This is a genomic window from Oxalobacteraceae bacterium OTU3CAMAD1 (assembly GCA_024123915.1).
GTDB lineage: Bacteria > Pseudomonadota > Gammaproteobacteria > Burkholderiales > Burkholderiaceae_D > Rugamonas.
Genome location: CP099650.1, coordinates 1967140 through 1991105, shown reverse-complemented (window position 1 = coordinate 1991105; position 23966 = coordinate 1967140). Strand labels below are relative to the sequence as shown.

At 62.1% G+C, this 23966-nt stretch carries 18 protein-coding genes; 13 read left to right on the top strand and 5 right to left on the bottom strand.

Annotated elements, in window-relative coordinates; all coding sequences use genetic code 11:
• Window positions 1-7 precede the first annotated feature (7 nt).
• The 3 genes from rmuC to cqsA form a co-directional block, all read right to left on the bottom strand.
• Complete coding sequence (rmuC, locus tag NHH88_08490; GenBank protein USX15803.1) at window positions 8-1324, bottom strand: DNA recombination protein RmuC; 1317 nt, start codon at window positions 1322-1324, stop codon at window positions 8-10.
• A gap of 4 nt (window positions 1325-1328) precedes the next feature.
• Complete coding sequence (locus tag NHH88_08485) at window positions 1329-1727, bottom strand: group II truncated hemoglobin (protein USX15802.1); 399 nt, start codon at window positions 1725-1727, stop codon at window positions 1329-1331.
• Between the two features lie 77 nt (window positions 1728-1804).
• Window positions 1805-3079, bottom strand: a complete 1275-nt coding sequence (gene cqsA, locus NHH88_08480) for a quorum-sensing autoinducer CAI-1 synthase (protein ID USX15801.1) — start codon at window positions 3077-3079, stop codon at window positions 1805-1807.
• Window positions 3080-3243: 164 nt separating this feature from the next.
• Here cqsA and NHH88_08475 point away from each other — a divergent pair, with 164 nt between their 5' ends.
• Together NHH88_08475 and NHH88_08470 are read left to right on the top strand one after the other, a co-directional pair.
• Complete coding sequence (locus NHH88_08475) at window positions 3244-4524, top strand: HAMP domain-containing histidine kinase (GenBank protein USX15800.1); 1281 nt, start codon at window positions 3244-3246, stop codon at window positions 4522-4524.
• Between the two features lie 6 nt (window positions 4525-4530).
• The gene (locus NHH88_08470) at window positions 4531-5541 is read left to right on the top strand and encodes a hypothetical protein (GenBank protein ID USX15799.1); all 1011 of its coding nucleotides are present in this window, start codon (window positions 4531-4533) and stop codon (window positions 5539-5541) included.
• A 184-nt stretch (window positions 5542-5725) separates the two neighbouring features.
• Here the strand turns inward: NHH88_08470 and NHH88_08465 are convergent, their stop codons facing one another.
• A complete protein-coding gene (locus tag NHH88_08465) occupies window positions 5726-8263 on the bottom strand; it encodes an FtsX-like permease family protein (protein ID USX15798.1) in 2538 nt (845 codons plus the stop codon).
• A gap of 133 nt (window positions 8264-8396) precedes the next feature.
• Window positions 8397-9410: an adenosine deaminase gene (locus tag NHH88_08460; protein ID USX15797.1), complete on the bottom strand. Its 1014-nt coding sequence runs from the start codon at window positions 9408-9410 to the stop codon at window positions 8397-8399.
• Window positions 9411-9962: 552 nt separating this feature from the next.
• Between NHH88_08460 and NHH88_08455 the strand changes: the two genes are divergently transcribed.
• The 11 genes from NHH88_08455 (at window position 9963) to lspA (ending at window position 23962) form a co-directional block, all read left to right on the top strand.
• Window positions 9963-11885: a PrkA family serine protein kinase gene (locus tag NHH88_08455; GenBank protein USX15796.1), complete on the top strand. Its 1923-nt coding sequence runs from the start codon at window positions 9963-9965 to the stop codon at window positions 11883-11885.
• Between the two features lie 73 nt (window positions 11886-11958).
• Complete coding sequence (locus NHH88_08450) at window positions 11959-13227, top strand: YeaH/YhbH family protein (protein ID USX15795.1); 1269 nt, start codon at window positions 11959-11961, stop codon at window positions 13225-13227.
• A gap of 34 nt (window positions 13228-13261) precedes the next feature.
• The gene (locus NHH88_08445; GenBank protein USX15794.1) at window positions 13262-14812 is read left to right on the top strand and encodes a SpoVR family protein; all 1551 of its coding nucleotides are present in this window, start codon (window positions 13262-13264) and stop codon (window positions 14810-14812) included.
• Between the two features lie 518 nt (window positions 14813-15330).
• A complete protein-coding gene (locus tag NHH88_08440) occupies window positions 15331-15993 on the top strand; it encodes an energy transducer TonB (protein ID USX15793.1) in 663 nt (220 codons plus the stop codon).
• Window positions 15994-16079: 86 nt separating this feature from the next.
• Window positions 16080-17021 (top strand): MotA/TolQ/ExbB proton channel family protein, encoded by a 942-nt coding sequence (locus tag NHH88_08435; GenBank protein USX15792.1) that lies wholly within the window; start codon window positions 16080-16082, stop codon window positions 17019-17021.
• Between the two features lie 6 nt (window positions 17022-17027).
• The gene (locus NHH88_08430; GenBank protein ID USX15791.1) at window positions 17028-17456 is read left to right on the top strand and encodes a biopolymer transporter ExbD; all 429 of its coding nucleotides are present in this window, start codon (window positions 17028-17030) and stop codon (window positions 17454-17456) included.
• A 57-nt stretch (window positions 17457-17513) separates the two neighbouring features.
• Window positions 17514-17942 carry a biopolymer transporter ExbD gene (locus tag NHH88_08425; protein USX15790.1) on the top strand — a complete coding sequence of 143 codons (429 nt, stop codon included), beginning with the start codon at window positions 17514-17516 and terminating at the stop codon, window positions 17940-17942.
• Window positions 17943-18014: 72 nt separating this feature from the next.
• Entirely contained in the window at window positions 18015-19238 is a 1224-nt protein-coding gene (locus tag NHH88_08420) for a tetratricopeptide repeat protein (GenBank protein ID USX15789.1), read from the top strand.
• 216 nt (window positions 19239-19454) lie between these two features.
• Entirely contained in the window at window positions 19455-20459 is a 1005-nt protein-coding gene (locus tag NHH88_08415; protein ID USX15788.1) for a bifunctional riboflavin kinase/FAD synthetase, read from the top strand.
• 63 nt (window positions 20460-20522) lie between these two features.
• A complete protein-coding gene (gene ileS / locus NHH88_08410) occupies window positions 20523-23393 on the top strand; it encodes an isoleucine--tRNA ligase (protein USX15787.1) in 2871 nt (956 codons plus the stop codon).
• Between the two features lie 65 nt (window positions 23394-23458).
• Window positions 23459-23962, top strand: coding sequence for a signal peptidase II (gene lspA / locus NHH88_08405; protein ID USX15786.1), 504 nt, complete (start codon window positions 23459-23461; stop codon window positions 23960-23962).
• The last annotated feature ends 4 nt before the right edge of the window (window positions 23963-23966 follow it).

Sequence of the window (23966 nt, the reverse complement as noted above, 5' to 3'; positions counted from 1 at the left end):
CCGTTTTTTAATCCGTATCGACTTCTGTTTTATCCAGTTCAGGCCCCAGCAGCAGTTGCGCCGCCTCGCTCGGCAGCGCCTCCACCGTCTTGAGCTTGCGCGCCATCTGGCGGCTGCGGGTCTCGGCCGATTCGATGTTCTTGGCGGCGCGCTCCAACGTCAGCTTGGTCGCCGCCAGCACGTCGCCGAACTTGGCGAACTCCGTCTTCACCGCGCCCAGCACCTGCCACACCTCCGACGAGCGCTTTTCCAGCGCCAGGGTGCGGAAGCCCATCTGCAGGCTGTTGAGCAGCGCCGACAACGTCGACGGCCCGGCGATGCTGATGCGGTGCAGCCGCTGCAGCTCATCGGCCAGCCCCGGACGGCGCATCACTTCCGCGTACAGCCCCTCGGTCGGCAGGAACAGGATGGCGAAATCGGTGGTGTGCGGCGGCGACACGTATTTCTCGGAGATCGTTTTGGCTTCGCCGCGCACCGCCCGTTCCAGCTCGCGCCCGGCCAGCGCCACGCCCTCGGCGTCCGCGCGGTCGGCGGCTTCCAGCAATCGTTCGTACTGCTCCTTGGGGAACTTGGCGTCGATCGGCATCCACACCGGCGCCCCGCCCTCCACCTGGCCCGGCAACTTGAGCGCGAACTCGACGCGCGCGCCGCTGCCGGCGATGGTCTCGACGTTCTTCGCGTACTGCTCCGGCGTCAGCACCTGCTCGAGCAGCATCTCCAGCTGCACCTCGCCCCAGGTGCCGCGCGTCTTGACGTTGGTCAGCACCCGCTTCAAATCGCCGACGCCCAGCGCCAGCTGCTGCATCTCGCCCAATCCCTGGTGGACGCGCTCGAGCCGCTCGGACACCTGCTGGAACGAGGCGGTCAGCCGCGTCTCCAGGGTCGCGTGCAGCTTCTCGTCGACGGTCTTGCGCATCTCTTCGAGCCGGGCGCCGTTGTCGGCCTGCAGATCCTTGATCTTGGCTTCCAAAGTTGCGCGCACCTCCTGCATGCGCGCCGCGTTCGACTCGGTCAGCCGGGCCAGCGCCTGGTTCATGCTGTCGGCGAACTGCTTCAAGCCCCGGCTCTGCTCCTCGCGTCCGACCAGACCTTGCGCCTGCAACTGGCGGCGCATGTCCTCGAACTGCTGCACCGTGGCGGCGTGCGTGGTTTGGGCCGTCGTTTGCAGCTGCATCCGCACCTCGCGCTCGACCCGTTCGATGCGCTCGGCCAGGCCGGCGTCGGCCTGGGCGCCGCCGGCGCGCCCGCGCAACAGCACTACCACCTGCATCACCAAAACCATGGCCAACGCCGCCAGCAGGACAAAAAATTCGGTCTGGGTCATCGTATCAATCCGGCTTGTTGCGCATCCAGTCGGCGGTCTGGTAGAACGACTCCATCAGCCGCACCCGCAGCGCCTCGTCGATGCCGACATCCTCCATCGCCCACGCCATCGCGCGCAGCCACTGGTCGCGCTCCTGCGTGCCGATGGCGAACGGCATATGCCGCATCCGCAGGCGCGGATGTCCATGTGCCTCGATATACAGGTCCGGCCCGCCCATCCAGCCGCTGAGAAACATGAACAGACGCTCGCGCGCGTTGTCCAGGGTCGGCGGATGGGCCGCGCGCAGCAGCGCGAACTCGGACTCCAGTTCCATCAGATCATAAAAACGGTCGACCATCTCGCGCACGCGCGATTCGCCGCCGATCACTTCATAAAGGGTTTGTGGTTCAGTCATAGCCGTCATGATAGCGCACCATCGCTTACAGCGCGCCCCACGCGCGCACCGCGCCGCCCGCGCGGCGACGCGGAACGACACGCGCCTTACACCAGCGCCAGACGGTTCAAGCGCCGCGTCGACGACCAGTTCTCCAGATCGACCCGGGAGCGGATATCCTCGCACGCCTGGACGATGCGCGCCAGCTGCGAACTGTCCAGACCAGAGTTGAGCGTCAGCCGCACCAAAGAGCGGTTCTTGGCCGTGGCCGGCGCGCAGAACATGGCGCCATAGATGCCGTGCGTCTCCAGCAGCTTGCGCAGCGCCAGCGTCTTCGGCTCCGGGCCCGGCTCCAGCGCGATGATCTGCTCGCTGCCCTCGCTGACGTTGTAGCCGAGCGCGCCCAAATCCTCGCGCAACTCCAGCGAGTTCGCGTGCAGCGCGGCGCGGCGGTCGTCGGCGGCCGCGACAAAATCGATGGCGGCGTCGAACCACGCCAGCTCGTGACCCAGCAGACAGGAGCTGAAAATGGCCGGTCGCGATTCCGACAGGAAGTACCCCTTGAACTTGCTCGAACAAGTGACGAACCCGGCGCGCCCGGCGAACGCCTTGGCCAGCGACGCCGTGCGGAAATGGACGCGCTCGCTTAGCCCCTGCGCCGCCACCAGCCCGGCGCCGCGCGGCCCGTGCGTGCCCAGCGAATGCGATTCGTCGACGATCAGCAGGCAGCCGTACTCCTCCGCGATCTCCACCAGTTCCCGCAACGGCGCCAGGCTGCCGTTGGTGCTGTAGAGCGCATCGACGGCGATCAGCCCGCGTCCATGGCGCGCCAGCTGCTTGCGCAGATGCTGCATGTCATTGTGCAGGAAGGACACCGGCGTCGCCCCGGCCGATTGCACGCCTTCCCACAAGGACGCGTGGGCCTGCATGTCGAGGTACACCGGGATGCCGGGCGCGGCCAGGGTCTGCACCAGGCCGACATTGGCGGCCCAGCCCGATTGCGCCAGGATGCCGTCCTGCGCGCCCATCAACGCGGCGAACTTGCGCTCCAGCCGATGCTGGGCGCTGCCCTCCTGCAAATACACGGCCGACATCAGCATTTCCCCCTGGCTGTCGCGCAGCGCGGCGATCTGCGCCCCCACCAGCGCCGGCTCCCCGCCCAGGCACAGATAATCGTTGCCGGCCAAAAACACGGCGCCGCGCGGCGTCGGCTGCCACGCGTGCGGATGCTCGCCGCCCAGCAATTGCTCGATGCGGGTGACGTAGTGCTCGTCCATGCGGGCGTTGACATAGTCCGGCATCACCTGCTCGGCGGACAGCGTGATGGCGCGGAAAGAAGCGGGATCGGAATGGGTGCGGTGACCAGCGATAGCGTTTGACATCTTGTTCTCCTTAGAAGTTGAAAGGTTGCTATTTGTGAATCTCATGTCGCACCTTGCAGCAAATAAAGAGCGAGAGATTGATACAAATCAACTTGTGATTTGATATGGCCGAGCTCGGTTCAATTTCAGGCGATGATGCAAGCTTGATACACGTCATATCGGCCATGAAGCATCCCCTGCAAGCACGCTGGAAACGTTGGCAACACGGAGTGGTCCAGTCGCTGCTGCTTTATCATGGCCGTGAGGACCATGCGACCGTGCGCGTGCTGCTGCTCGCGTGCATCGGCACGGTCGGCATGCCGCTGTACTACGTGATCTGGCAGCATTTTTTCCCGCAAGAATACGAAAGCCTGCCGCTGCGCATGGTCGGCATCCTGCTGTGCGCGCTGGGCCTGTTCGCGCGCCAGTTCACCCGTCGCATGCTCGAGCTGTACCTGCTGGTCGCGCTGAGCTACATCTTTCCCTTCTTCTTCACCTTCATGTTCGTAATGAACCACGCCTCGGGTGTGTGGGGGGAATCGCTGCTGATCGGGCTGGTCGTGCTGTTCCACTTCGATACCAGCCTGGCGTTGCGGGCCTACGTGATCGGCACCGCGCTGGCGTGCGTCGCCGTCGTCGCGCTGGGTGAAACCGCCACCCTGCTCAGCAAGCCGGTGTTGCAGCAATTGCCGGTGCACTGGTTCACCATCGCCGTGCTGTCGGCGGCCAAGATCAGCCGCAATGTGCTGGCGCAGGAAAAGCTGGCCGGGCTCGGCGCCGGCCTGGCCACCGTCGCCCACGAGCTGCGCACGCCGCTGACCAGCGTGGACGCCAACGTGCGCGGCCTGCTCAGGTTGTTCTCGGACATCAACGGCCGGGTGGCGGACGACCGGCTCGGCACGATCGACGCGCTGGCCCGCATTCAGTTCGAGGTGCGGCACATGAACCACATGATCGACCTGTTCCTGCTCAGCGCCACGGCGGTGCGGCAAAACCTGCGCCCGGTCGAGACGGTGTCGATGGAAACGGTGGTCGAGGCGGTGCTCAAGCGCTATCCGTTCTCCAGCACCGGCCAGCAAAAGATGGTCACGCTGGAGGTGCGCCACAACTTCCGCTTCGCCGGCCAGGCCGAGCTGTCGGTGGTGATCCTGCTCAATTTGCTGCGCAACGCGCTCAAGGCGGTGCAGCGCGCCGGCAAGGGCCGCGTGCGCATCGTCGTCGACGGCGCCCACGAGCCGCCGCGCCTGCTGTTCATCGACACCGGCTGCGGCGTCCCGGCGCCGCAGATGTCGCTGATTTTTCGTCGCTTCTACTCCTACCCGCCGCACAACGGCGCAGGGATAGGCCTCGCGCTGTGCCAGGAAATCATGGAAGCGTGGAACGCCACCATACGCTGCGTCTCGCGCGAGAGCGCGTACGCCATCTTCGTGCTGGAGTTTCCCCAGCAGCTGTCCACTTCAAGGTGAAATCCAATGCATCTGCCCGTCTACTCGCATCCCACGCTGACCGTCCTCGTCGACGACAGCGATTCCTTCCTCAAAAGCCTGTCGTTCCAGCTCGATCCCATGCTGGCGAGCAAAACGTTCCACGACACCTCCGCCGCGCTGCAATGGCTGCGCCAAAGCGAAGCGGACGACGGCGTGCTGCTGCAGGTGAACTTCGACATGCAAAACCTCACCGGCGACCAGTGCAACATCGCGCTCGACCTGGAGCGCATCTACCGCATCGGCGAGCAGCGCCGGCGCTTCTCCACGCCATCGGTGCTGGTGATCGATTATTCGATGCCGCAAATGAACGGGCTGGAATTTTGCGAGGCGGTCAGTCACCTGCCGTGCAAGAAGATTTTGTTCACCGGCACGGCCGATGAAAAGATCGCCGTCAGCGCCTTCAACCGGGGCCTGATCGACCGCTACATCAAAAAGAGCGACGACCACGCGCTCGATATCCTGGAAGTGGAAATCGCCGCGTTGCAGCGCAGCTATTTCGACGACAAATCGGAAACCTTGCGCGAGCTGGTGCTGCTGCATAACTACCATTTCCTGGGCGACCCGGTGCTGGCGGGTCTGGTGCAGCATTTGATGGCGTCGATGGGATTTGTCGAGCACTACATTTTCCCGAATCCGACCGGCATCCTGTTCCTCGACAAGCATGGCAAGGCCAAGCTGATGATGATCGAGACCGAGCAAGGCATGTACGCGCAATACGAGATCGCCCGCGACAGCGACGCGCCGCCGTCGTTGCTCGACGCGCTGCTGGCGCGGCGGGTGTTGCCGTTTTTCTCGGATGCCGAGGGGGATGGGATGTATTCGCGCCAGGTCGGCGACAGTTGGCACCGTTATTGTGCCGCGCCGCAGGTGTGTCAGGGCAGCGAAACGTATTATTGGGCGTTGTTCGATTTACCGGGGCATTATTTCGACAAGCTGCCGTATGCGTATGCGCAGTTTTTGAAGGAGCACGCGGCGCAGGAAAGCGTGGCCGCGTAAATCCTCGACGATGGGGAATCGTCCAGTTACCACGGTTCCACGTAGGGCGGATTAGGCGGAACGCCGTAATCGGCCATGTGTACGCTGACGGCGGCTCGGCCATGGCCGATTACGCTACGCTAATCCGCCCTACGTGGATCCGTGGATTCTCAACGGGAACGGCCATCGGCGCTTGTCACCCGTATCACGCCTCACGCAAAGTCTGCAACGGCGGCTGGCGCAACACGTTGCGCAAGCCCAGCCATCCACCGGCGATGGCGCACACCGCGCCGGCCACCAACCCAACCAGCCACACCGACGGACTGAACGCCCAGGCGAACTTGAACTGATACGTCGCCAACGCCCACCCCATGGCCGCCGCGCCCGTCGCCGCCAGCACACCCGACAGCGCGCCAACCAGCGAGAACTCGATCAGCTGCGCCTGCGACAACTGCTTGCGCGTGGCCCCCAGCGCCCGCAACAGGCCGGACTCGCGCGTTCGCTCATCCTGCGATCCCATCAGCGCCGCGTACAGCACCAGCAATCCGGACGCCAACGTAAAGATGAACAGGAACTCGATCGCCGTCACCACCTGGTCCAGCACCGACTGCACCTGGCGCAACAAGCCGCCGACATCGACGATCGTCAAATTGGGGAAATCGCGTGTCAGCGCGTTCATCACCCCGCCCTGCTGCGGCGGCAGGTGGAAGGCCGTGATCCAGCTCTGCGACACTTCCTTCATCGCCGCCGGGTTGATAATCACAAAGAAATTGACCCGCATCGATCCCCACTCCAGCTTGCGCAGACTGGTGATGGTCACGTCCACCGGCGCGCCGGCTATGTCGAAGCGCAACTTGTCGCCGAGCTTCCAGCGCAAGGTCTTGGCGATGCCCTCCTCCACCGACGCCTCGGCCGAGCCCGGCGTGTCGGCGAACCACTTGCCGGCGCTAATCTTGTTCTCCGCCTGCATCTGCGCCATCGTCGACAGATTGAACTCGCGGTCGGCCAGGCCACGCGCGCGGTCCTCGGTGTAGGTCTCGGCGGTGATCGGCTGGCCGTTCACCGCCGTCAGGCGGCCGCGTATCATCGGATACTGCGGCGCGTAGCTGACGCCGGCCGCTTCCAGCCGCTTGGCGACCTGCTCGCGTTGTTCCGGCTGGATATTGATGATGAAGCGGTTCGGCGCGTCCGGCGGCGTGGCGTTGCGCCAGGCCAACATCAAATCCTCGCGCACCACGGTCAGCACCAGCAGCGCCATCATGCCCAGCGCCAGCGACACCACCTGCACGATGGTTGCGCCCGGACGCCGTTGCAGCGAGGTGATGGCGAAGCGCCAGCTTTGATGGTCGATGGCGCCGCGCAACGGCTTGAGCGCCTTCAGCCCCAGCCAGGCCACCAGCCCGAATACCACAAAGGCACCGAGGAAGCCGGCCGCCGTGTACGCCGCCAGTTGGGCTTCGCCCGCCTGCCACAGCAACAGCAAGCCGAAGCCGCCCATGCCCAGTCCGTAGGTGGCCAGCGCCGCCACCTGCGGCGGGTCCTGCTCGCGGCGGATCACGCGGTTGTGCGGCACCTTGCGCAATTGCAGGATAGGCGGCAGCGCGAACGCGGCCAGCAGCAGCATGCCGATGGCCAGGCCCTGCAGCGCAGGATAGATCGTCGGCCCCGGCAGATCGGCCGCGACCAGCTTGCCCAATACTTCCAGCAACACGTAGTGCGCGCCGAAACCGACGACCACGCCGATGGCGCTGCCGACCAGGCCGACCATCAGGAATTCATATAAGTACATCGCCGTCACCTGGTTCTGCGTCAGGCCCAGGCAGCGCAGCATGGCGCAAGCGTCCAGATGGCGCTGCATGAAGCGGCGCGCGGCCATCGCCACCGCCACGGCGGCCAGCATCGCCGACAGCAGGCCCACCAGCGACAGGAAGCGGTCGGCGCGGTCCAGGGTATTGCGCATTTCCGGGCGGCCGTTTTCCAGCGACTCGACCCGCACGCCCTTGATGTTGTCGGCCTTGATCTTGTCATCGAGCCATTTCTGGAAGGACGCGGCGACGGCCGGGCCGTTGGCCAGCGTGGCCGGCGCCGCCAGCAACAGGCGGTAGGTCACGCGCGAGCCGGGCTGGATCAGGTCGGTCGCCTGCAGATCCTGCAGCGCCAGCATCACGCGCGGCGCGAAGGCCAGGAAGTTGGCGCCGCGATCCGGCTCCGACGCGATCAGTTGCGCGATCTTGAAGGTCTTGTCGCCAAGTTTAAGCGCGTCGCCGACCTTGGTGTTCAGGCTGCCCAGCAAGCCGGCGTCGATCCACACGGTGCCGGGCGCCGGAATATCGGCGGCCGGGGTGCCATAGCTCTGCTCGGCCTGGGCCGGATCGGTGGTCAGCTTCAGCTTGCCGCGCAGCGGATAACCGGGGCCGACCGCCTTGAGCGAGGCCAGCATCGAGGTCGACTGTTCGCCCTCGCCCGCCTGCGCCATGCTGGGGAAGGTGACGGTGTCGGTCACGACCAGGCCGCGCCGCAGCGCCTCGGCGCGCCACGTCGGAAACACCGGATTGTCGGCGCTGATGACGACGTCGGCGCCGAGCAACTGGTGCGCATCCCGGTCGAGGCCGCTACGCAGGCGGTCGACGAAGAAGCCCGTGGCCGACAACGCGGCCACCGCCACCGTCAGCGCGATCAGCAGGAAGCGCAACTGGCCGGCGCGCCAGTCGCGCGCCGTCATTTTCAGAGCAAGCTTGAACATTACATCTCCATTTTTAACCGGCGCAGCGACACACAGAGTCACGTAGGGCGGATTAGCGCAGCGTAATCGGCCATGCGCCGCCGGCGGCTCACGGCCGATTACGCGCTTTGCGCTAATCCGCCCTACAGTTTACTTATACAGCGACTGAGGCGAAGTAGGCATCCACCTCGTCGAGGAACCGCTGTTTCTCCTCCGGCGGCAGGAAGGCGGCGGCAAAGCCGTTGCGCGCCAGCCGGTGCGCGTGGGACAGCCCCAGCGGCAAGGCTTCGAAGGTGGCGATGAAGTTGTCGTTCATATAGCCGCCGAAATAGGCCGGATCGTCGGAGTTGACGGTCGCCACGATGCCGGCGTCGAGCAGTTCGAGCAGGTTGTGCTGGCCCATGTGCTGGAACACGCACAGCTTGACGTTCGACAACGGACACACCGTCAGCGCGATCTGCTCGCGCGCCAGACGCTGGGTCAGCGCGGCGTCGTCGAGGCAGCGTACGCCGTGGTCGATGCGCTCGACCTTGAGCACGTCGAGCGCCGTTTCGATGTACGCCGGCGGGCCTTCCTCGCCGGCATGGGCGACCAGGCGGAAGCCGAGCTCCTTGCAGCGCGCGAACACGCGGGCGAACTTCTCCGGCGGATTGCCGAGCTCGGATGAATCGAGGCCGATGCCCATATATTTGTCGCGGTACGGCAGCGCCTCCTCCAGGGTGGCGAAGGCGTCCTCCTCCGACAGGTGGCGCAGGAAACTCAGGATCAGGGTGGCGCTGACCGGGCTGTCCTGGCAAGCGCGGTGGATGCCGTCGATGACGGTCTTGATCGGCACGCCGCGCGCCGTGTGCGTCTGCGGATCGAAGAAGATCTCGGTGTGGCGCACGTTGTCGGCCTCGGCGCGCTTCAGGTAGGCGGCCGTCATGTCGTAAAAGTCCTGCTCTTGCAGCAGCACGCTGGCGCCCGCGTAGTAAATATCGAGGAACGATTGCAAATCGGTGAAGGCATAGGCGGCGCGCAAGTCCTCGACCGACGCGTATGGCAAGCTGACGTTGTTGCGTTGGGCCAGCGCGAAGATCAGCTCCGGCTCCAGCGAGCCCTCGATGTGGATATGCAGCTCGGCTTTGGGCATGCCCTCGAGAACGGCGCGCAATTGGGGGTTCAACATGTTCTTTTTCCTGATACGGTGACGATGGGGGGACGTAATTTGGCTATCTTATCTTATCCCGGCGTCGGGCTCATCGCGGCCGCTCGCGCGGTGCGACAGCGGGCGCCGACTTGCGGCAAAATTTATCTATTATGAGGCGCGATCAGCACGGCGCGCACAGGCATGATACTGTGGCATTAGTGTGGTAAAAACGAGCGAAAAAAATGCCATAAAACTCACGGGAAATCTCAAAAATTGCGCAATAATATTCTTTAAAATCAGCATGTTACGAAAGAGTATTAACGATATTACGACATATCTTTTGACTTCCTGCAGCAATAGAGCAATAATAAATTTCATAGACGTAAGAAGCATTACGACCAACACATAAAAGCCGTCCACCGGCACGCAGCCAGCGGCAATAAAGCCAGCTCAAGGACACGGGCAATCCGTGCCATCAAAGGAAGCTGGAGACAAGAAAAATAAGAGAGAAGGGAACGCACAAATTAGGGCCAGGGCAGCCGCAACTGCCGGTGACCCGTGACTAGTAGGCTTACATTAAAGGACACCCAAATGACCATTTTTGACAACTACGCCGCACGGTACGAACGGACCAAGGAAGAAGAGATGTCCATGAAGGAATATCTCGAACTCTGCAAAAAAGATCGACTCACTTACGCGAGCGCCCCCGAGCGCATGTTGGCCGCCATCGGCGAACCGACCCTGGTCGACACCCGCAACGATACCCGGCTGTCCCGCATCTTTGCCAACAAGGTCATCAAGATCTATCCCGCGTTCCGCGAGTTCTACGGCACCGAGGAAGTGATCGAGCAAGTGGTCTCCTACTTCCGCCACGCGGCGCAGGGCCTGGAGGAACGCAAGCAGATCCTTTATCTGCTGGGTCCGGTTGGCGGCGGCAAATCGTCGATCGCCGAAAAGCTCAAGTCGCTGATGGAACATGTGCCCTTCTATTGCCTCAAAGGCTCGCCGGTCAACGAATCGCCGCTCGGCCTGTTCAACGAGGAAGAGGACGGCGTGCTGCTGGAAGAGGATTACGGCATCCCGCGCCGCTACCTGCGCAACATCCCGAGCCCGTGGGCCGTCAAGCGCCTGCACGAATTTAACGGCGACATCAACCAGTTCCGCGTGGTCAAGCGCTACCCTTCCGTGCTGAAACAAGTGGCCATCTCCAAGACCGAGCCGGGCGACGAAAACAACCAGGACATCTCCTCGCTGGTCGGCAAGGTCGACATCCGCAAGCTCGAGGATTATTCGCAGGACGATCCGGATGCCTACAGCTACTCCGGCGGCCTGTGCCTGGCCAACCAGGGCTTGATGGAATTCGTCGAGATGTTCAAGGCGCCCATCAAGGTCTTGCATCCATTATTGACGGCCACGCAGGAAGGCAACTACAAGGGCACCGAAGGGTTCGGCGCGATCCCGTTCGACGGCATCATCCTCGCGCACTCGAACGAGTCGGAATGGAAAACCTTCCGCAACAACCGCAACAACGAGGCCTTCCTTGACCGTATCTACATCGTCAAAGTGCCGTACTGCCTGCGCGTGACCGACGAGATCAAGATCTACGACAAGCTCGTGGCCAACTCGTCGCTGTACCAGGCCCCGTGCGCGCCCGGCACCCTGAAGATGATGGCGCAGTTCGCGATCCTGTCGCGCCTGAAGGACCCGGAGAACTCCAGTATCTTCAGCAAGATGCTGGTCTACGATGGCGAAAACCTCAAGGACACCGATCCGAAGGCCAAGTCCATGCATGAGTACGTCGACTACGCCGGCGTCGACGAGGGCATGAACGGGCTGTCGACGCGCTTCGCGTTCAAGATCCTGTCCAAGGTCTTCAACTTCGACAACACCGAAGTGGCGGCCAATCCGGTCCACCTCTTATATGTGCTGGAGCAGCAGGTCGAACGCGAGCAGTTCCCGCCCGAGACCGAGCAGAAATACTTCTCGTACATTAAAGAGCACCTGGCGCAGAAGTACGTCGAGTTCATCGGCAAGGAAATCCAGACCGCCTACCTGGAAAGCTATTCCGAATACGGCCAGAACATCTTCGACCGCTACGTCACGTTCGCCGACTTCTGGATCCAGGACCAGGAATACCGCGATCCGGACACCGGCGAGAGCTTCGACCGCGAGTCGCTCAACAACGAACTGGAGAAGATCGAGAAACCGGCCGGCATTTCCAACCCCAAGGATTTCCGCAACGAGATCGTCAACTTCGGCCTGCGGGCGCGCGCCAATAATGGCGGCAAGAATCCCGCTTGGACCAGTTATGAGAAATTCCGCACGGTGATCGAGAAGAAGATGTTCTCCAATACGGAGGAACTGCTGCCGGTGATCTCGTTCAACGCCAAGGCCAGCGCCGAGGACGCCAACAAGCACGCCGACTTCGTCGCGCGCATGGTGGAAAAAGGCTATACGGCCAAACAGGTCCGCTTGCTGTGCGAATGGTATTTGCGCGTGAGGAAGTCCTCTTAAGCAGTATTGCCGCAGCCGCGCCGCCACGGCGGCGGCCGGCGCGGCGCCGACCCATCGCAGCAGGAGGCATCTTTTGACTTACCTCATCGATCGACGTTTGCAGGGCAAGAACAAATCCGCGGTCAACCGCGAGCGCTTCTTGCGGCGCTACAAGTCGCAGATCAAGGACGCGGTGGGACGGGCCATCAAGGGCCGTTCCATCACCGATATTGAAAACGGCGAAAAAGTCTCGATCCCCGTCAAGGACGTGGGCGAGCCATCCTTCGGCCACGCCCACGGCGGCGTGTGGGAAACCATCAACCCGGGCAATCAGGAATACCAGAAAGGCGACCTGATCAACCGGCCCAAGGGCGGTGGCGGGTCCGGGCGCGGCAAGGCCGGCAATAGCGACCAGATGACCGAGGATGACTTCATCTTCGAGCTGTCGCGCGAAGAGTTCATGAACTATTTCTTCGAGGACCTGGAACTGCCGCACATGGTCAAGACGCAGCTGACCGCGACGACCGAATTCAAGAACCAGCGCGCCGGCTACAACATGTCGGGCACGCCGTCCAACATCCACGTGCTGCGCTCGCTGCGCGGCGCGCTGGGCCGGCGCATCGCCGTCGGCGGCAACTCGCGCAAGCGGCTGGAAGAAGCCGAGGCCGAACTGGAGCAACTGCTGCTCGACGGCGAGCCGCTCGACGCACCCCACGTGGTCGAGCTGAAGAAACTGATTCACCACCTGCACACGCGGCTGCTGGCCATTCCCTTCATCGACCCGTTCGACCTGCGCTACAGCAACCGCATCAAGGTGCCCAAGCCGATGACGCAGGCGGTCATGTTCTGCATCATGGACGTCTCCGGCTCGATGGACGAGACCCGCAAGGACACGGCCAAGCGCTTCTTCATCCTGCTGTACCTGTTCCTCAAGCGCGCCTACGACAAGATCGACGTGGTCTTCATCCGCCACCACACGGCCGCGGCCGAGGTGGACGAGGAGGAATTCTTCCACTCGCGCGAGTCCGGCGGCACGGTGGTGTCGTCGGCGCTGCACCTGCTCGACAAGATCATCGAGGAGCGCTACGGCGCCGGCGCCTGGAACAGCTACGTGGCGCAAGCCTCGGACGGCGACAACTGGGACAACGACTCGGTGCTGTGCCGCCAGCTGTTGATCAACACCATCATGCCCAAGGTGCAGTACTACACCTATGTCGAGATCACCGACGGCCCGCCGCAAAACCTGTGGGAGCAGTACTCGCAGATTCCGGACCACCACGCCAACTTCGCCATGCAGAAAATAGTCACGCCGGCCGATATCTATCCGGTGTTCCGCGAACTGTTCAAGAAACAGCCGAAATAGGCGGCCGCCCGGCCGCGCACCTAGCGAGCGCCCCATGAACGACATGACGCACCAGCCCTCCCCCAAGCCGCGCCATCCGCGCGCCCTGCCCGAACAGTCCGAGTGGACGTTCGAACTGATCGAGCAGGCCCACCAGGAAATCCGCCGGGTCGCCGAGAACTTCGGCCTCGACACCTATCCCAACCAGCTCGAAATCATCACCGCCGAACAGATGATGGACGCCTACACCTCGGTCGGCATGCCGGTGTCGTACAACCACTGGTCGTTCGGCAAGCACTTCCTGTCGACCGAGAAAGGCTACAAGCGCGGCCAGATGGGCCTGGCGTACGAGATCGTCATCAACTCCGATCCGTGCATCGCCTATTTAATGGAGGAGAACAGCCTGACCATGCAGGCGCTGGTGATCGCGCACGCGGCCTACGGCCACAACTCCTTCTTCAAGGGTAATTACCTGTTCCGCACCTGGACCGACGCCGAAGCCATCGTCGACTACATGGTGTTCGCCAAGAATTACATCGCCGAGTGCGAGCAGCGCCACGGCATCGACGCCGTCGAGACCTTGCTCGACTCCTGCCACGCGATCCAGAACTACGGCGTCGACCGCTACAAGCGCCCGGCCAAGCTGTCGATGATGGAGGAAAGGGCGCGGCAGAAGGAACGCGAGGCCTACGTGCAATCGCAGATCAACGACCTGTGGCGCACCCTGCCGCGCCGCGAGGAGGAAGAGGCCGAGAAGGCCGCGCCGCGCTTCCCGCCCGAGCCGGAGGAAAACCTGCTGTACTTCATTGAGAAATACGCGCCGCTGCTGGAGCCCTGGCAGCGCGAGATGGTGCGCATCGTGCGCAAGATCAGCCAGTACTTCTACCCGCAGCGCCAGACCCAGGTGATGAACGAGGGCTGGGCCACGTTCTGGCACTACACCATCCTCAACCAGTTGTACGACGAGGGCGTGGTTGCCGACGGCTTCATGATGGAGTTCCTCAAGAGCCATACCAACGTGGTCTACCAGCCGCCCGTCAACAGTCCTTATTACAGCGGCATCAACCCGTACGCGCTCGGCTTCGCGATGATGACGGACATCCGCCGCATCTGCGAGAATCCGACCGCCGAGGACCGCGAATGGTTCCCCGACATCGCCGGCAGCGACTGGCGCAAGACCCTGGACTTCGCCATGCGCAACTTCAAGGACGAGAGCTTCATCGCCCAGTACCTGTCGCCCAAGCTGATCCGCGAGTTCCACTTCTTTGCCGTGCTCGACGACGACAACAACGAGAAGCTGGCGATCTCCGCCATCCATGACGACCTCGGCTATCGTTACGTGCGCCAGCAGCTGGCGGAACAATATAATCTCGGCAACCGCGAGCCCAACATCCAGGTCTGGTCCGTCAATACACGCGACGACCGGGCCCTGACCCTGCGCCATACGCAGTTCCAGCGCCGTCCGCTGAACCAGCAGGCCGGCGAGGTGCTGAAACATGTGGCGCGCTTGTGGGGCTTCGACGTCCATCTGGAAACGGTGGCGCCGAACGGCGAAGTGGTCAGCACGATGGAGGTCAAACGGGAGAAACGCGCCCGGGGAGGTTGACCAACATATATATAGTGCTGTCGCGAACAGCCGTGCGGCTTCAGGCACGGCTCTTGCAAGGTCTAAGTCGGGGTCAGGGGCGGTGCTCTGGCCCCGGTTTTTTTTGGTGAATGCATGGCGCGATCCGGAAGTCAACAGGTTTTTGCATGTTTTTTGAAATTACCTGCCGCAACAATTTCGTGAACGAAACATTCGCGGCCAAATTATCAACTGTTGGTAGTAAAATTACGCTGATAATATTCCGTGATTGCGCTTAAGGGAAAACTAAGTAACGTGGTAGCCCGTAATGCCCCAATTCTGCGCCGCGCACGCTTGCCCGGCGAACCAATTTGGTGCAAAGTGAGCGCTATCACATAGGAAAACCCTATGAAATTTAACCGGTTTTAGGGATGAAAATTCTATGTAAAATCAAGAATTCGTATGTATAATTCGCCGACGTCCCGGATGCGGCTGTTGTTTTATGTCGCCATTTTGGGGTTTAGTAGCAACAAAAAGAGTTGGTATTGGAGAAAGCAGGCATGAATTTCACGCACAACGAGAAAAGCACCGGGAAGAACTTTACAGGCATTACCATTGTCGTTTTGTTGCACGTCCTGGTTGCTTATGGAATCATAACGGGCCTGGGAACCCGCCTGGTGGCAAAGATGATCGCCCCAGTGGAGACAAAGATCATCGAGGAAGTAGCACCTCCTCCACCAAAGGAACTCCCACCACCGCCACCTCCGCCAGAGATGAAGGCTCCCCCGCCACCATTCATCCCGCCAGTCGAGGTGAACGTGCAGCAGCCGCCACCGCAGCAGAACGTAATCGCTAACGCGACCAACGTGAAGCCGCCAACGACCGACCTGCAAAAAGCGCCGCCGGCACCACCGGCGCCGCCGACACCAGGCCCAGCGAAGGCGGTCAACGTCGCCGCCGTAGCCGACTTCAGCACTTGCGCCAAGCCGGAATGGCCGAAGTCGTCGCTGCGTAACGAAGAAACGGGAACGGTCACGTTGTCGTTCCTGATTGCCGCCGACGGCCGCGTTGCCGACTCCAAAGTCGTCAAATCGAGTGGTTTTAGGGATCTGGACAAGGCAGCGGTTAGCGGCATCAGCAAATGCCGTTTCAAACCGGGTCTGACCGACGGGAAACCGACGGAAGCGTGGATGCAGATGCAATACGTCTGGACGCTGGAGTAAAAACCGAGGCAGCTGTTACGTCTCACTTAGTAAGTTTCGTTGTCATACATTCAGCGATCTGATTATTTTATCAATTTGGAGGAAGCATGTTTAAGAATACCCGTTTGTCCGCTGTACTGGCCGCAGTGCTGTTTTCCGTGACCGCAGCCACCGCCCTGGTAAGCGCCCCAGCTTTCGCTGACGCGCCAGCCTCGGCAGCTTCGGCTCCAGCAGCCGCTCCAGCGGATGCGGCAGCAGCACCAGCACCAGCAGCTGACGCAGCTGCTGCTCCAGCAGCCGACGCAGCAGCGCCAGCGGCCGCACCGGCAGCCGCCGGCGGCCATGAAGAAGTGGAAAACCCATACGGCTTCAAGGCAGTGTGGGATGCAGGTTTCGTTTCGCGCGCCACCCTGATCATCCTGACGATCATGTCGATGGGTTCGTGGTACATCATCATCACCAAGCTGATCGACCAAGCCAAGATCTTCAAACAGTCGAAAGAAACCTCGGCCAAGTTCTGGAAAGCTTCGTCGATCGCTGCTGGTTCGGCTGCCCTGAAAGAAGGCTCGCCATTCCGCTTCATCGCTGAAACCGGCACCAAGGCCACCGTGCACCACGACGGCGCCCTGCTGGAACAAATCGACCTGTCGACCTGGGTGACGATGTCGATCCAGCGCGCTGTCGACAAAGTTCAGTCGCGTCTGCAAGATGGCCTGTCGTTCCTGGCAACCGTCGGTTCGACCTCGCCGTTCATCGGTCTGTTCGGTACCGTTTGGGGTATTTACAATGCACTGATCGCCATCGGCATGTCGGGTAACGCATCGATCGACAAGGTTGCAGGTCCAGTCGGTGAAGCGCTGATCATGACCGCTTTCGGTCTGTTCGTCGCCGTTCCAGCCGTTCTGGGTTACAACTGGCTGGTGCGTCGTAACAAGGCAGCAATGGAAGATGTCCGTTCGTTCTCGGCTGACGTGCACTCGGTGCTGATCTCCGGCGCGATGTCCACCAGCGAAGCCGGCCGTCTGGCTGGCGCTAAAAAGATTGGATAATTAATCATGTCGATGTCCGTAGGCTCCGATAGCGGAGAAGAAGACCAAGTCATGTCAGAGATCAACACGACGCCCCTCGTGGACATCATGTTGGTTCTGCTGATTATCTTCCTGATCACGAGCCCGGTTGTTCTGAAGCTGATCAAGATCAAGCTGCCAGAGGAAACCAACCAGGTTATTCAGACCAAGCCGGAAGATGTCAACATCGTTGTGAGCAAAGATGGCGACATCTACTGGAACCAGAAGAAGATGCGCGACGCGAATGAGTTGTTCGACAATCTGAAGGTGGAAGCAGTGAAAGTGCCGCAGCCGGAAGTGCACGTTCGTGGTGACCAAGAAACACGCTACGAATCGATCGGCAAGGTTATTTACACTACCCAGCGCGCTGGTATTCAGAAGGTCGGTTTCATCACCGAACCGCCTGATAAGGGTTAATCCCCGTTAGTGCATCGCAGGCCGGAATACGGCCTGCCCTTCTAAAAAGGAAACATCATGAGTATGAATGTCGGCTCCCCATCCGCAGGCGCGGATCCGGAACCAATGATGGAAATGAATATGACGCCCCTCATCGACGTGATGCTGGTGCTGATTATCATGATGATCATTACGATTCCGAAAGCCAACCACTCGGTCAACTTGAACATGCCGGTCGGCACCCCGCCGCCACCGACCAAGGACCCAGTGGTCATCACGATCGACGTGGACTTCGACGGTACGATTCTGTGGGATAACGTGGTCGTTCCCGACCGCAGCGCCCTGGAAGCGAAACTGACCGATGTCGCGGCCCAACCCGATCAGCCGGAGGTGCATCTGCGTCCGAACAAGCTGGTCGAATACAAGGCCGTGGCAGGCGTCATGGCTGCCGCACAGCGTCTCGGCGTGACCAAAATTGGCCTGGTCGGCAACGAACAGTTCCAATAAATCAGTTCTATGTTCAACGATAGGCAGGACCATTCCTGCCTATTTCGCATTTTGAAGAAAGAAAACTTACCCATGACCAAGTTTCGTCTCGCTCATCTCGGCCTGGTAATGGCCGCTATTGGTTTTACAGCAGCAGCTCCTATTGCAGGTTTTTCGTCGGTCGCCTACGCTGCCGAAGCGGTGCGCGCTGAAATCGGCAAACCATTGCAGGAAGCACAGAAACTGGCTGCGGCAGGAAAGAACAAAGAAGCAGTAGCAAAACTGAAGGAAACCGATTCGGTCGGCAATAAAAGCGCCAACGAGACCTATCTGATCGAACGCACCCGCGCCTCGGCCGCCGCTTCCGCTGGCGATTACGACACCGCCGCGCGCGCCTTCGAGAGCGTGATCAACTCGGGCAAGCTGTCCGCCGCCGAACAACCGAAATTCACCCAGGCATTGGCCGGTATCTACTACCGCATCAAGGATTACCCGAAAGCCATCACCTGGATCCAGCGCGCGCTGAAAGACAATCCGAACGACGGCGCCATGCACGAACTGCTGATCCAGACCTACTACATCAGCGGCAAGTACACCGAGGCCGCCAAGGAACTGCAAGCGTCGAAGAACCTGAACGAAGCCCAACTGGGCATGCTGGCCAACATCCAGCTCAAGCAGAACGACAAGGCCGGCTACGTGCAGACGCTGGAACGCATGGCCGCCAGCTATCCGAAGCCGCAAACCTGGGCCGACCTGCTGCAACGCGTACAAGCCAAGCCTGGCTTCTCGTCGACCCTGTCGCTGGACGTGCTGCGCCTGCGCCTGGCCAACGGCCTGCTGACCAAGCCGTCGGAATACATGGAGATGAGCCAATTGGCGCTGCAGGCGGGTAACCCGGCCGAAGCGATCAAGATCATCAACGAAGGCTACAAAAAAGGCGCGCTGGGCACCGGTTCCGACGCCGCCCGCCACCAGCGCCTGAAAGACCTGGCCGCCAAGACCCAGGCCGAGTTCGACGCCAAGCAGGCCGCCAACGAAGCCGAAGCCGTCAAGAACAAGGACGCCGACGCGCTGGCCAACATGGGCTACGCGCTGGTTTCCGCCGGCAAGGCCGACAAGGGCCTGCCGCTGATGGAACAAGCCGTCAAGCTGGGCACCGGCCGCAATCCGGAAGCCATCAAGCTGCACTACGGTATCGCGCAATCGATCGCCGGCAAGAAATCGGCCGCGTTGTCGACCTTGAAATCGGTCAAAGGCACGGACGGCACCGCCGACCTGGCCCGCTACTGGACCCTGGGCCTGAACAAAGCCGCTTAATTCGGCCGCGTTTGATCCTGAAAGCGCTGTCTGCTCCGGCAGGCGGCGCTTTTTTTTGGCCCGCAGACCCGCACTGCCAGGCGGGGTCGTACCCCTCGGGGTACGACCCCTAAGCGGCGCAGCCCGCGTCGCGGCAACCGCACGAGGGGTTAACAGTGTGCATCGCCGAAACAAACCGTATAATCCTCCATTTAGCGATAGTTCCCCCAGATTCCCATGAAGGTATTTCGAGGTCTCCCCAACGCAGCGGCGCGCGCGCCGTGCGCGCTTACGATCGGCAACTTTGACGGTGTCCACCTCGGCCACCAGGCGTTGCTGGCGCGCGTGCGCGGCGCCGCGACCGGCCTCGGCCTGGAAGCGGCGGTGATGACCTTCGAGCCGCATCCGCGCGAATTCTTCGCCAACAAGGCCGGCGACCCGTCCAAGGCGCCGCCGCGCATCGCCAACCTGCGCGACAAGCTGCAATCGCTGTCCGACAACGGCATCGACCGCGTCATCGTCGAGCACTTCTCGGCGCCGTTCGCCGCCCTCACGCCCCAGGAATTCACCGAAAAGGTGCTGGTCGAGGGCTTGCACGTCAAATGGCTGATGGTCGGCGACGACTTCTGCTACGGCGCGCGCCGCGCCGGCAACGTCGACATGCTGCTGGAGGCGGGCAAACAATACGGCTTCCACGTCGAGACCCTGCCGACGGTGATGAACGGCACGACGCGCATCTCGTCGTCGGCCGTGCGCGCCGCGCTGGCCGAGGGCGACTTCCGCCACGCCGAGGCGCTGCTGGGCCATCCGTACGCCATCTCCGGCCATGTGATCCATGGCCAGAAGCTGGGCCGCACCCTCGGCTTCCCCACCCTCAACCTGCGCGTGCCGCACCGGCCCGCGCTGTCCGGCATCTTCATCGTGCAGGTGCACGGCCTGGCCGAGCAGCCGTTGCCGGCCGTCGCCAGCCTGGGCGTACGCCCGACCGTCGACGACAGCGGCCGTGTGCTGCTGGAAGTGCACGTGTTCGACTTCAACCAGGGCTGCTACGGCAAGCAGGTGCGGGTCGAATTCCTGCAAAAGATCCGCGACGAGGAAAAATACGTCGACCTGCCAACCCTGACGGCCGCCATCCACCGCGACGCCGACATCGCCCGCGCCTACTTCGCGCAAAGGGATGGCGCCACCACCGGCGCGGCCGGCGACCTCATCAGCGCGACCAACGCCACCGACCGAATTTGAGCGCGCGATCAGCTACGCGCGCCGGCTATCCAGAATTCCCGCATACATCACTGAAGAAAAAACATGTCCGATAAAAGCAAAGCCCCAAAGAAGCCTGAAAGCAAATATCCGGTCAACATGACCGAAACCCCGTTCCCGATGCGCGGCGACATGGCCAAGCGCGAGCCGGGCTGGGTGCAGCAATGGCAGGAAAAGAAAATTTACGAGCGCGTGCGCAAGGCCGCCGCCGGCCGTCCGAAATTCATCCTGCACGACGGTCCGCCGTACGCCAACGGCGACATCCACCTCGGCCACGCCGTCAACAAGATCCTCAAGGACATGGTGGTCAAATCGCGCTCGCTGGCCGGTTTCGACGCACCCTACGTGCCGGGCTGGGATTGCCACGGCATGCCGATCGAAATCCAGATCGAAAAACTGTATGGCAAAAACCTGCCGACCGCCGACGTGCTGACCAAGGCCCGCGCCTACGCGCTCGAACAGGTCGACCGCCAGCGCAAGGACTTCATCCGCCTGGGCGTGCTGGGTGAATGGAACAACCCTTACCTGACGATGAACTTCTCGAACGAGGCCGACGAACTGCGCGCCTTGGGCAAAATGCTCGACAAGGGCTACGTCTACCGCGGCCTGAAGCCGGTCAACTGGTGCTTCGATTGCGGCTCGGCGTTAGCCGAGGCGGAAATCGAATACGAAAACAAGCGCGACCCGGCCATCGACGTCGGCTTCAAGTTCGCCGAATTCGACAAGCTGGCCAAAGCCTTCAGCCTCGATAGCCTGCCGACCGAGAACGGCTTCGTCGTGATCTGGACCACCACGCCATGGACCATCCCGTCCAACCAGGCGCTCAACGTCAATCCGGAGATCACCTACGCGCTGGTGAAAACCGAGCGCGATGGCCAGCCCTTGCTGCTGATCCTGGCCCAGGACCTGGTCGAATCGTGCCTGGCCCGCTATAAGCTCGAAGGCGTCACCATCGGCACCTGCCTGGGCGCTGCGCTCGAAGGCATCAGCTTCCGCCACCCGCTGCACGCGTCGGACCCGTTCTACGACCGCCTGTCGCCGATGTACCTGGCCGACTACGTGACCGCCGACAGCGGCACCGGCGTGGTGCACTCGGCGCCGGCCTACGGCGTCGACGACTTTATCTCGTGCAAAGCGCACGGCCTGAAGGACGACCAGATCCTGACCCCGGTCATGGGCGACGGTAACTACGTGTCGACCTTGCCGCTGTTCGGCGGCATGAGCATCTGGGACGCCTCCAAGCCGATCTGCGCCGCGCTGACGGCCGCCGGCGCCCTGTTCGAACTGAAGATGTTCGACCACAGCTACATGCACTGCTGGCGCCACAAGAAGCCGGTGATCTACCGCGCCACCTCGCAATGGTTCGCCGGCATGGACGTCAAGCCGAAGGACGGCGGCGCCACGCTGCGCGAAACCGCGCTCAAAGGCATCGCCGAGACCAAATTCTTCCCGGACTGGGGCCAGGCGCGCCTGCACGGCATGATCGCCAACCGTCCCGACTGGACCTTGTCGCGCCAGCGTCAATGGGGCGTGCCGATGGCCTTCGTGGTGCACAAGGAAACCGGCGCGCTGCATCCGCGCACGCCGGAGCTGCTCGAGCAAGTGGCCCAACTGATCGAAAAAGGCGGCATCGACGCCTGGCTGGCGCTCGACCTGAAAGACCTGATCGGCGACGAAGCGGCCGTCTACGCCAAGAACAAGGACACGCTCGACGTCTGGTTCGATTCCGGCACCACCCACCAGACCGTGCTGCGCGGCTCGCACAAGGAGCAGTCGGCCTTCCCTGCCGACCTGTATCTGGAAGGCTCGGACCAACACCGCGGCTGGTTCCACTCGTCGCTGTTGACATCCTCGATGTTGAACGGCACGCCGCCGTACAAAGCCCTGCTGACGCACGGCTTCACCGTCGACGGCGAAGGCAAGAAGATGTCCAAGTCGCTGGGGAACACGCTGGCGCCGCAAAAAATCTCCGACACGCTCGGCGCCGACATCCTGCGCCTGTGGATCGCCTCGACCGACTACACCGGCGAGCTGTCGATCTCCGACGAGATCCTCAAGCGCGTGACCGAAGCCTATCGCCGCATCCGCAACACGCTGCGCTTCCTGCTGGCGAACATCTCGGACTTCGACCACGCGCGCGACGCCGTGCCGGTGGCCGAGCTGCTGGAAATCGACCGCTACGCGATCGCCAACATGGCCGCGCTGCAGAAGGAGATGGAAGCCCACTACGAACAGTACGAGTTCCAGCCGGTCTACTCCAAGCTGCAAAACTACTGCTCCGAGGACCTGGGCGGCTTCTACCTCGACATCCTCAAGGACCGCCTGTACACGTCGGCCGTCGGCTCGCCCGCGCGCCGCTCGGCGCAGACCGCGCTGTGGCACATCACGCAAAGCCTGCTGCGCGTGATGGCGCCGGCGCTGTCGTTCACCGCCGAAGAGGCGTGGGCGATCTTCGCCGGCGAGGAAGCGTTCAAGGCCAGCGACGAGACCATCTTCACGCAAACCTGGTGGCAGTTGCCGGAACTGGCGGACGCCGACGCGCTGCTCGCCAAGTACACCACGTTGCGCGCGGTGCGCACCGACGTGACCAAGCAGCTAGAAGATTTGCGCACTTCGGGCGCGATCGGTTCGTCGCTGCAGGCCGAGCTGACCATCAAGGCCGCCGGCGACAAGTACAAGCTGCTGGCGAGCCTGGAGGACGACCTCAAATTCGTCTTCATCACGTCGCTGGCGCAAGCCGTCGAAGTGGGCGCCGAAGCCGATGAAGCGGTCGAAGTGGCCGCCTCCACGGCCGAGAAGTGCGAACGCTGCTGGCACTACCGTGCCGACGTCGGCGCGCACGCGGACCATCCGACGCTCTGCGGCCGTTGCCACAGCAATCTGTTTGGTGCGGGCGAAAAACGCAAGTTCGCTTAATATTGGGGCCGCCGATTTTCACAAGAAATCGGCGGCGCCGTCGCCACGAACCTCTCTGATATTTTATGGCCACTAAAAAAATCTTCCCGACCAAGTCGTCCTCCAGTTTGATCCCTTGGCTCGGCATCGCCTTCATCATCATGCTGGTCGATCAGCTGACCAAGATCACCATTACCCGGACCTTCCAGCTGGGCGAGGAAAAATTCGTCACCTCGTTCTTCAACCTGGTGCTGGCCTATAACAAGGGCGCGGCCTTCAGCTTCCTGCACAACGCCGGCGGTTGGCAGCGCTATTTCTTTACCGGCATCGGCATCGCCGCCGCCGTCTACATCATCTACCTGTTGAAAAAACACGGTGGGCAACGCATGTTCTCCTGGGCGCTGTCGCTGGTGCTCGGCGGCGCGATCGGCAACGTCATCGACCGCCTGCTGTACGGCCACGTGATCGACTTCCTCGATTTCCACTGGGCCGGCTGGGGCCACTTCCCGGCGTTTAATATCGCCGACGCGGCCATCTGCATCGGCGCGGCGCTGTTCATCCTCGACGAACTGCGGCGCGTGAACAAATAAGCGG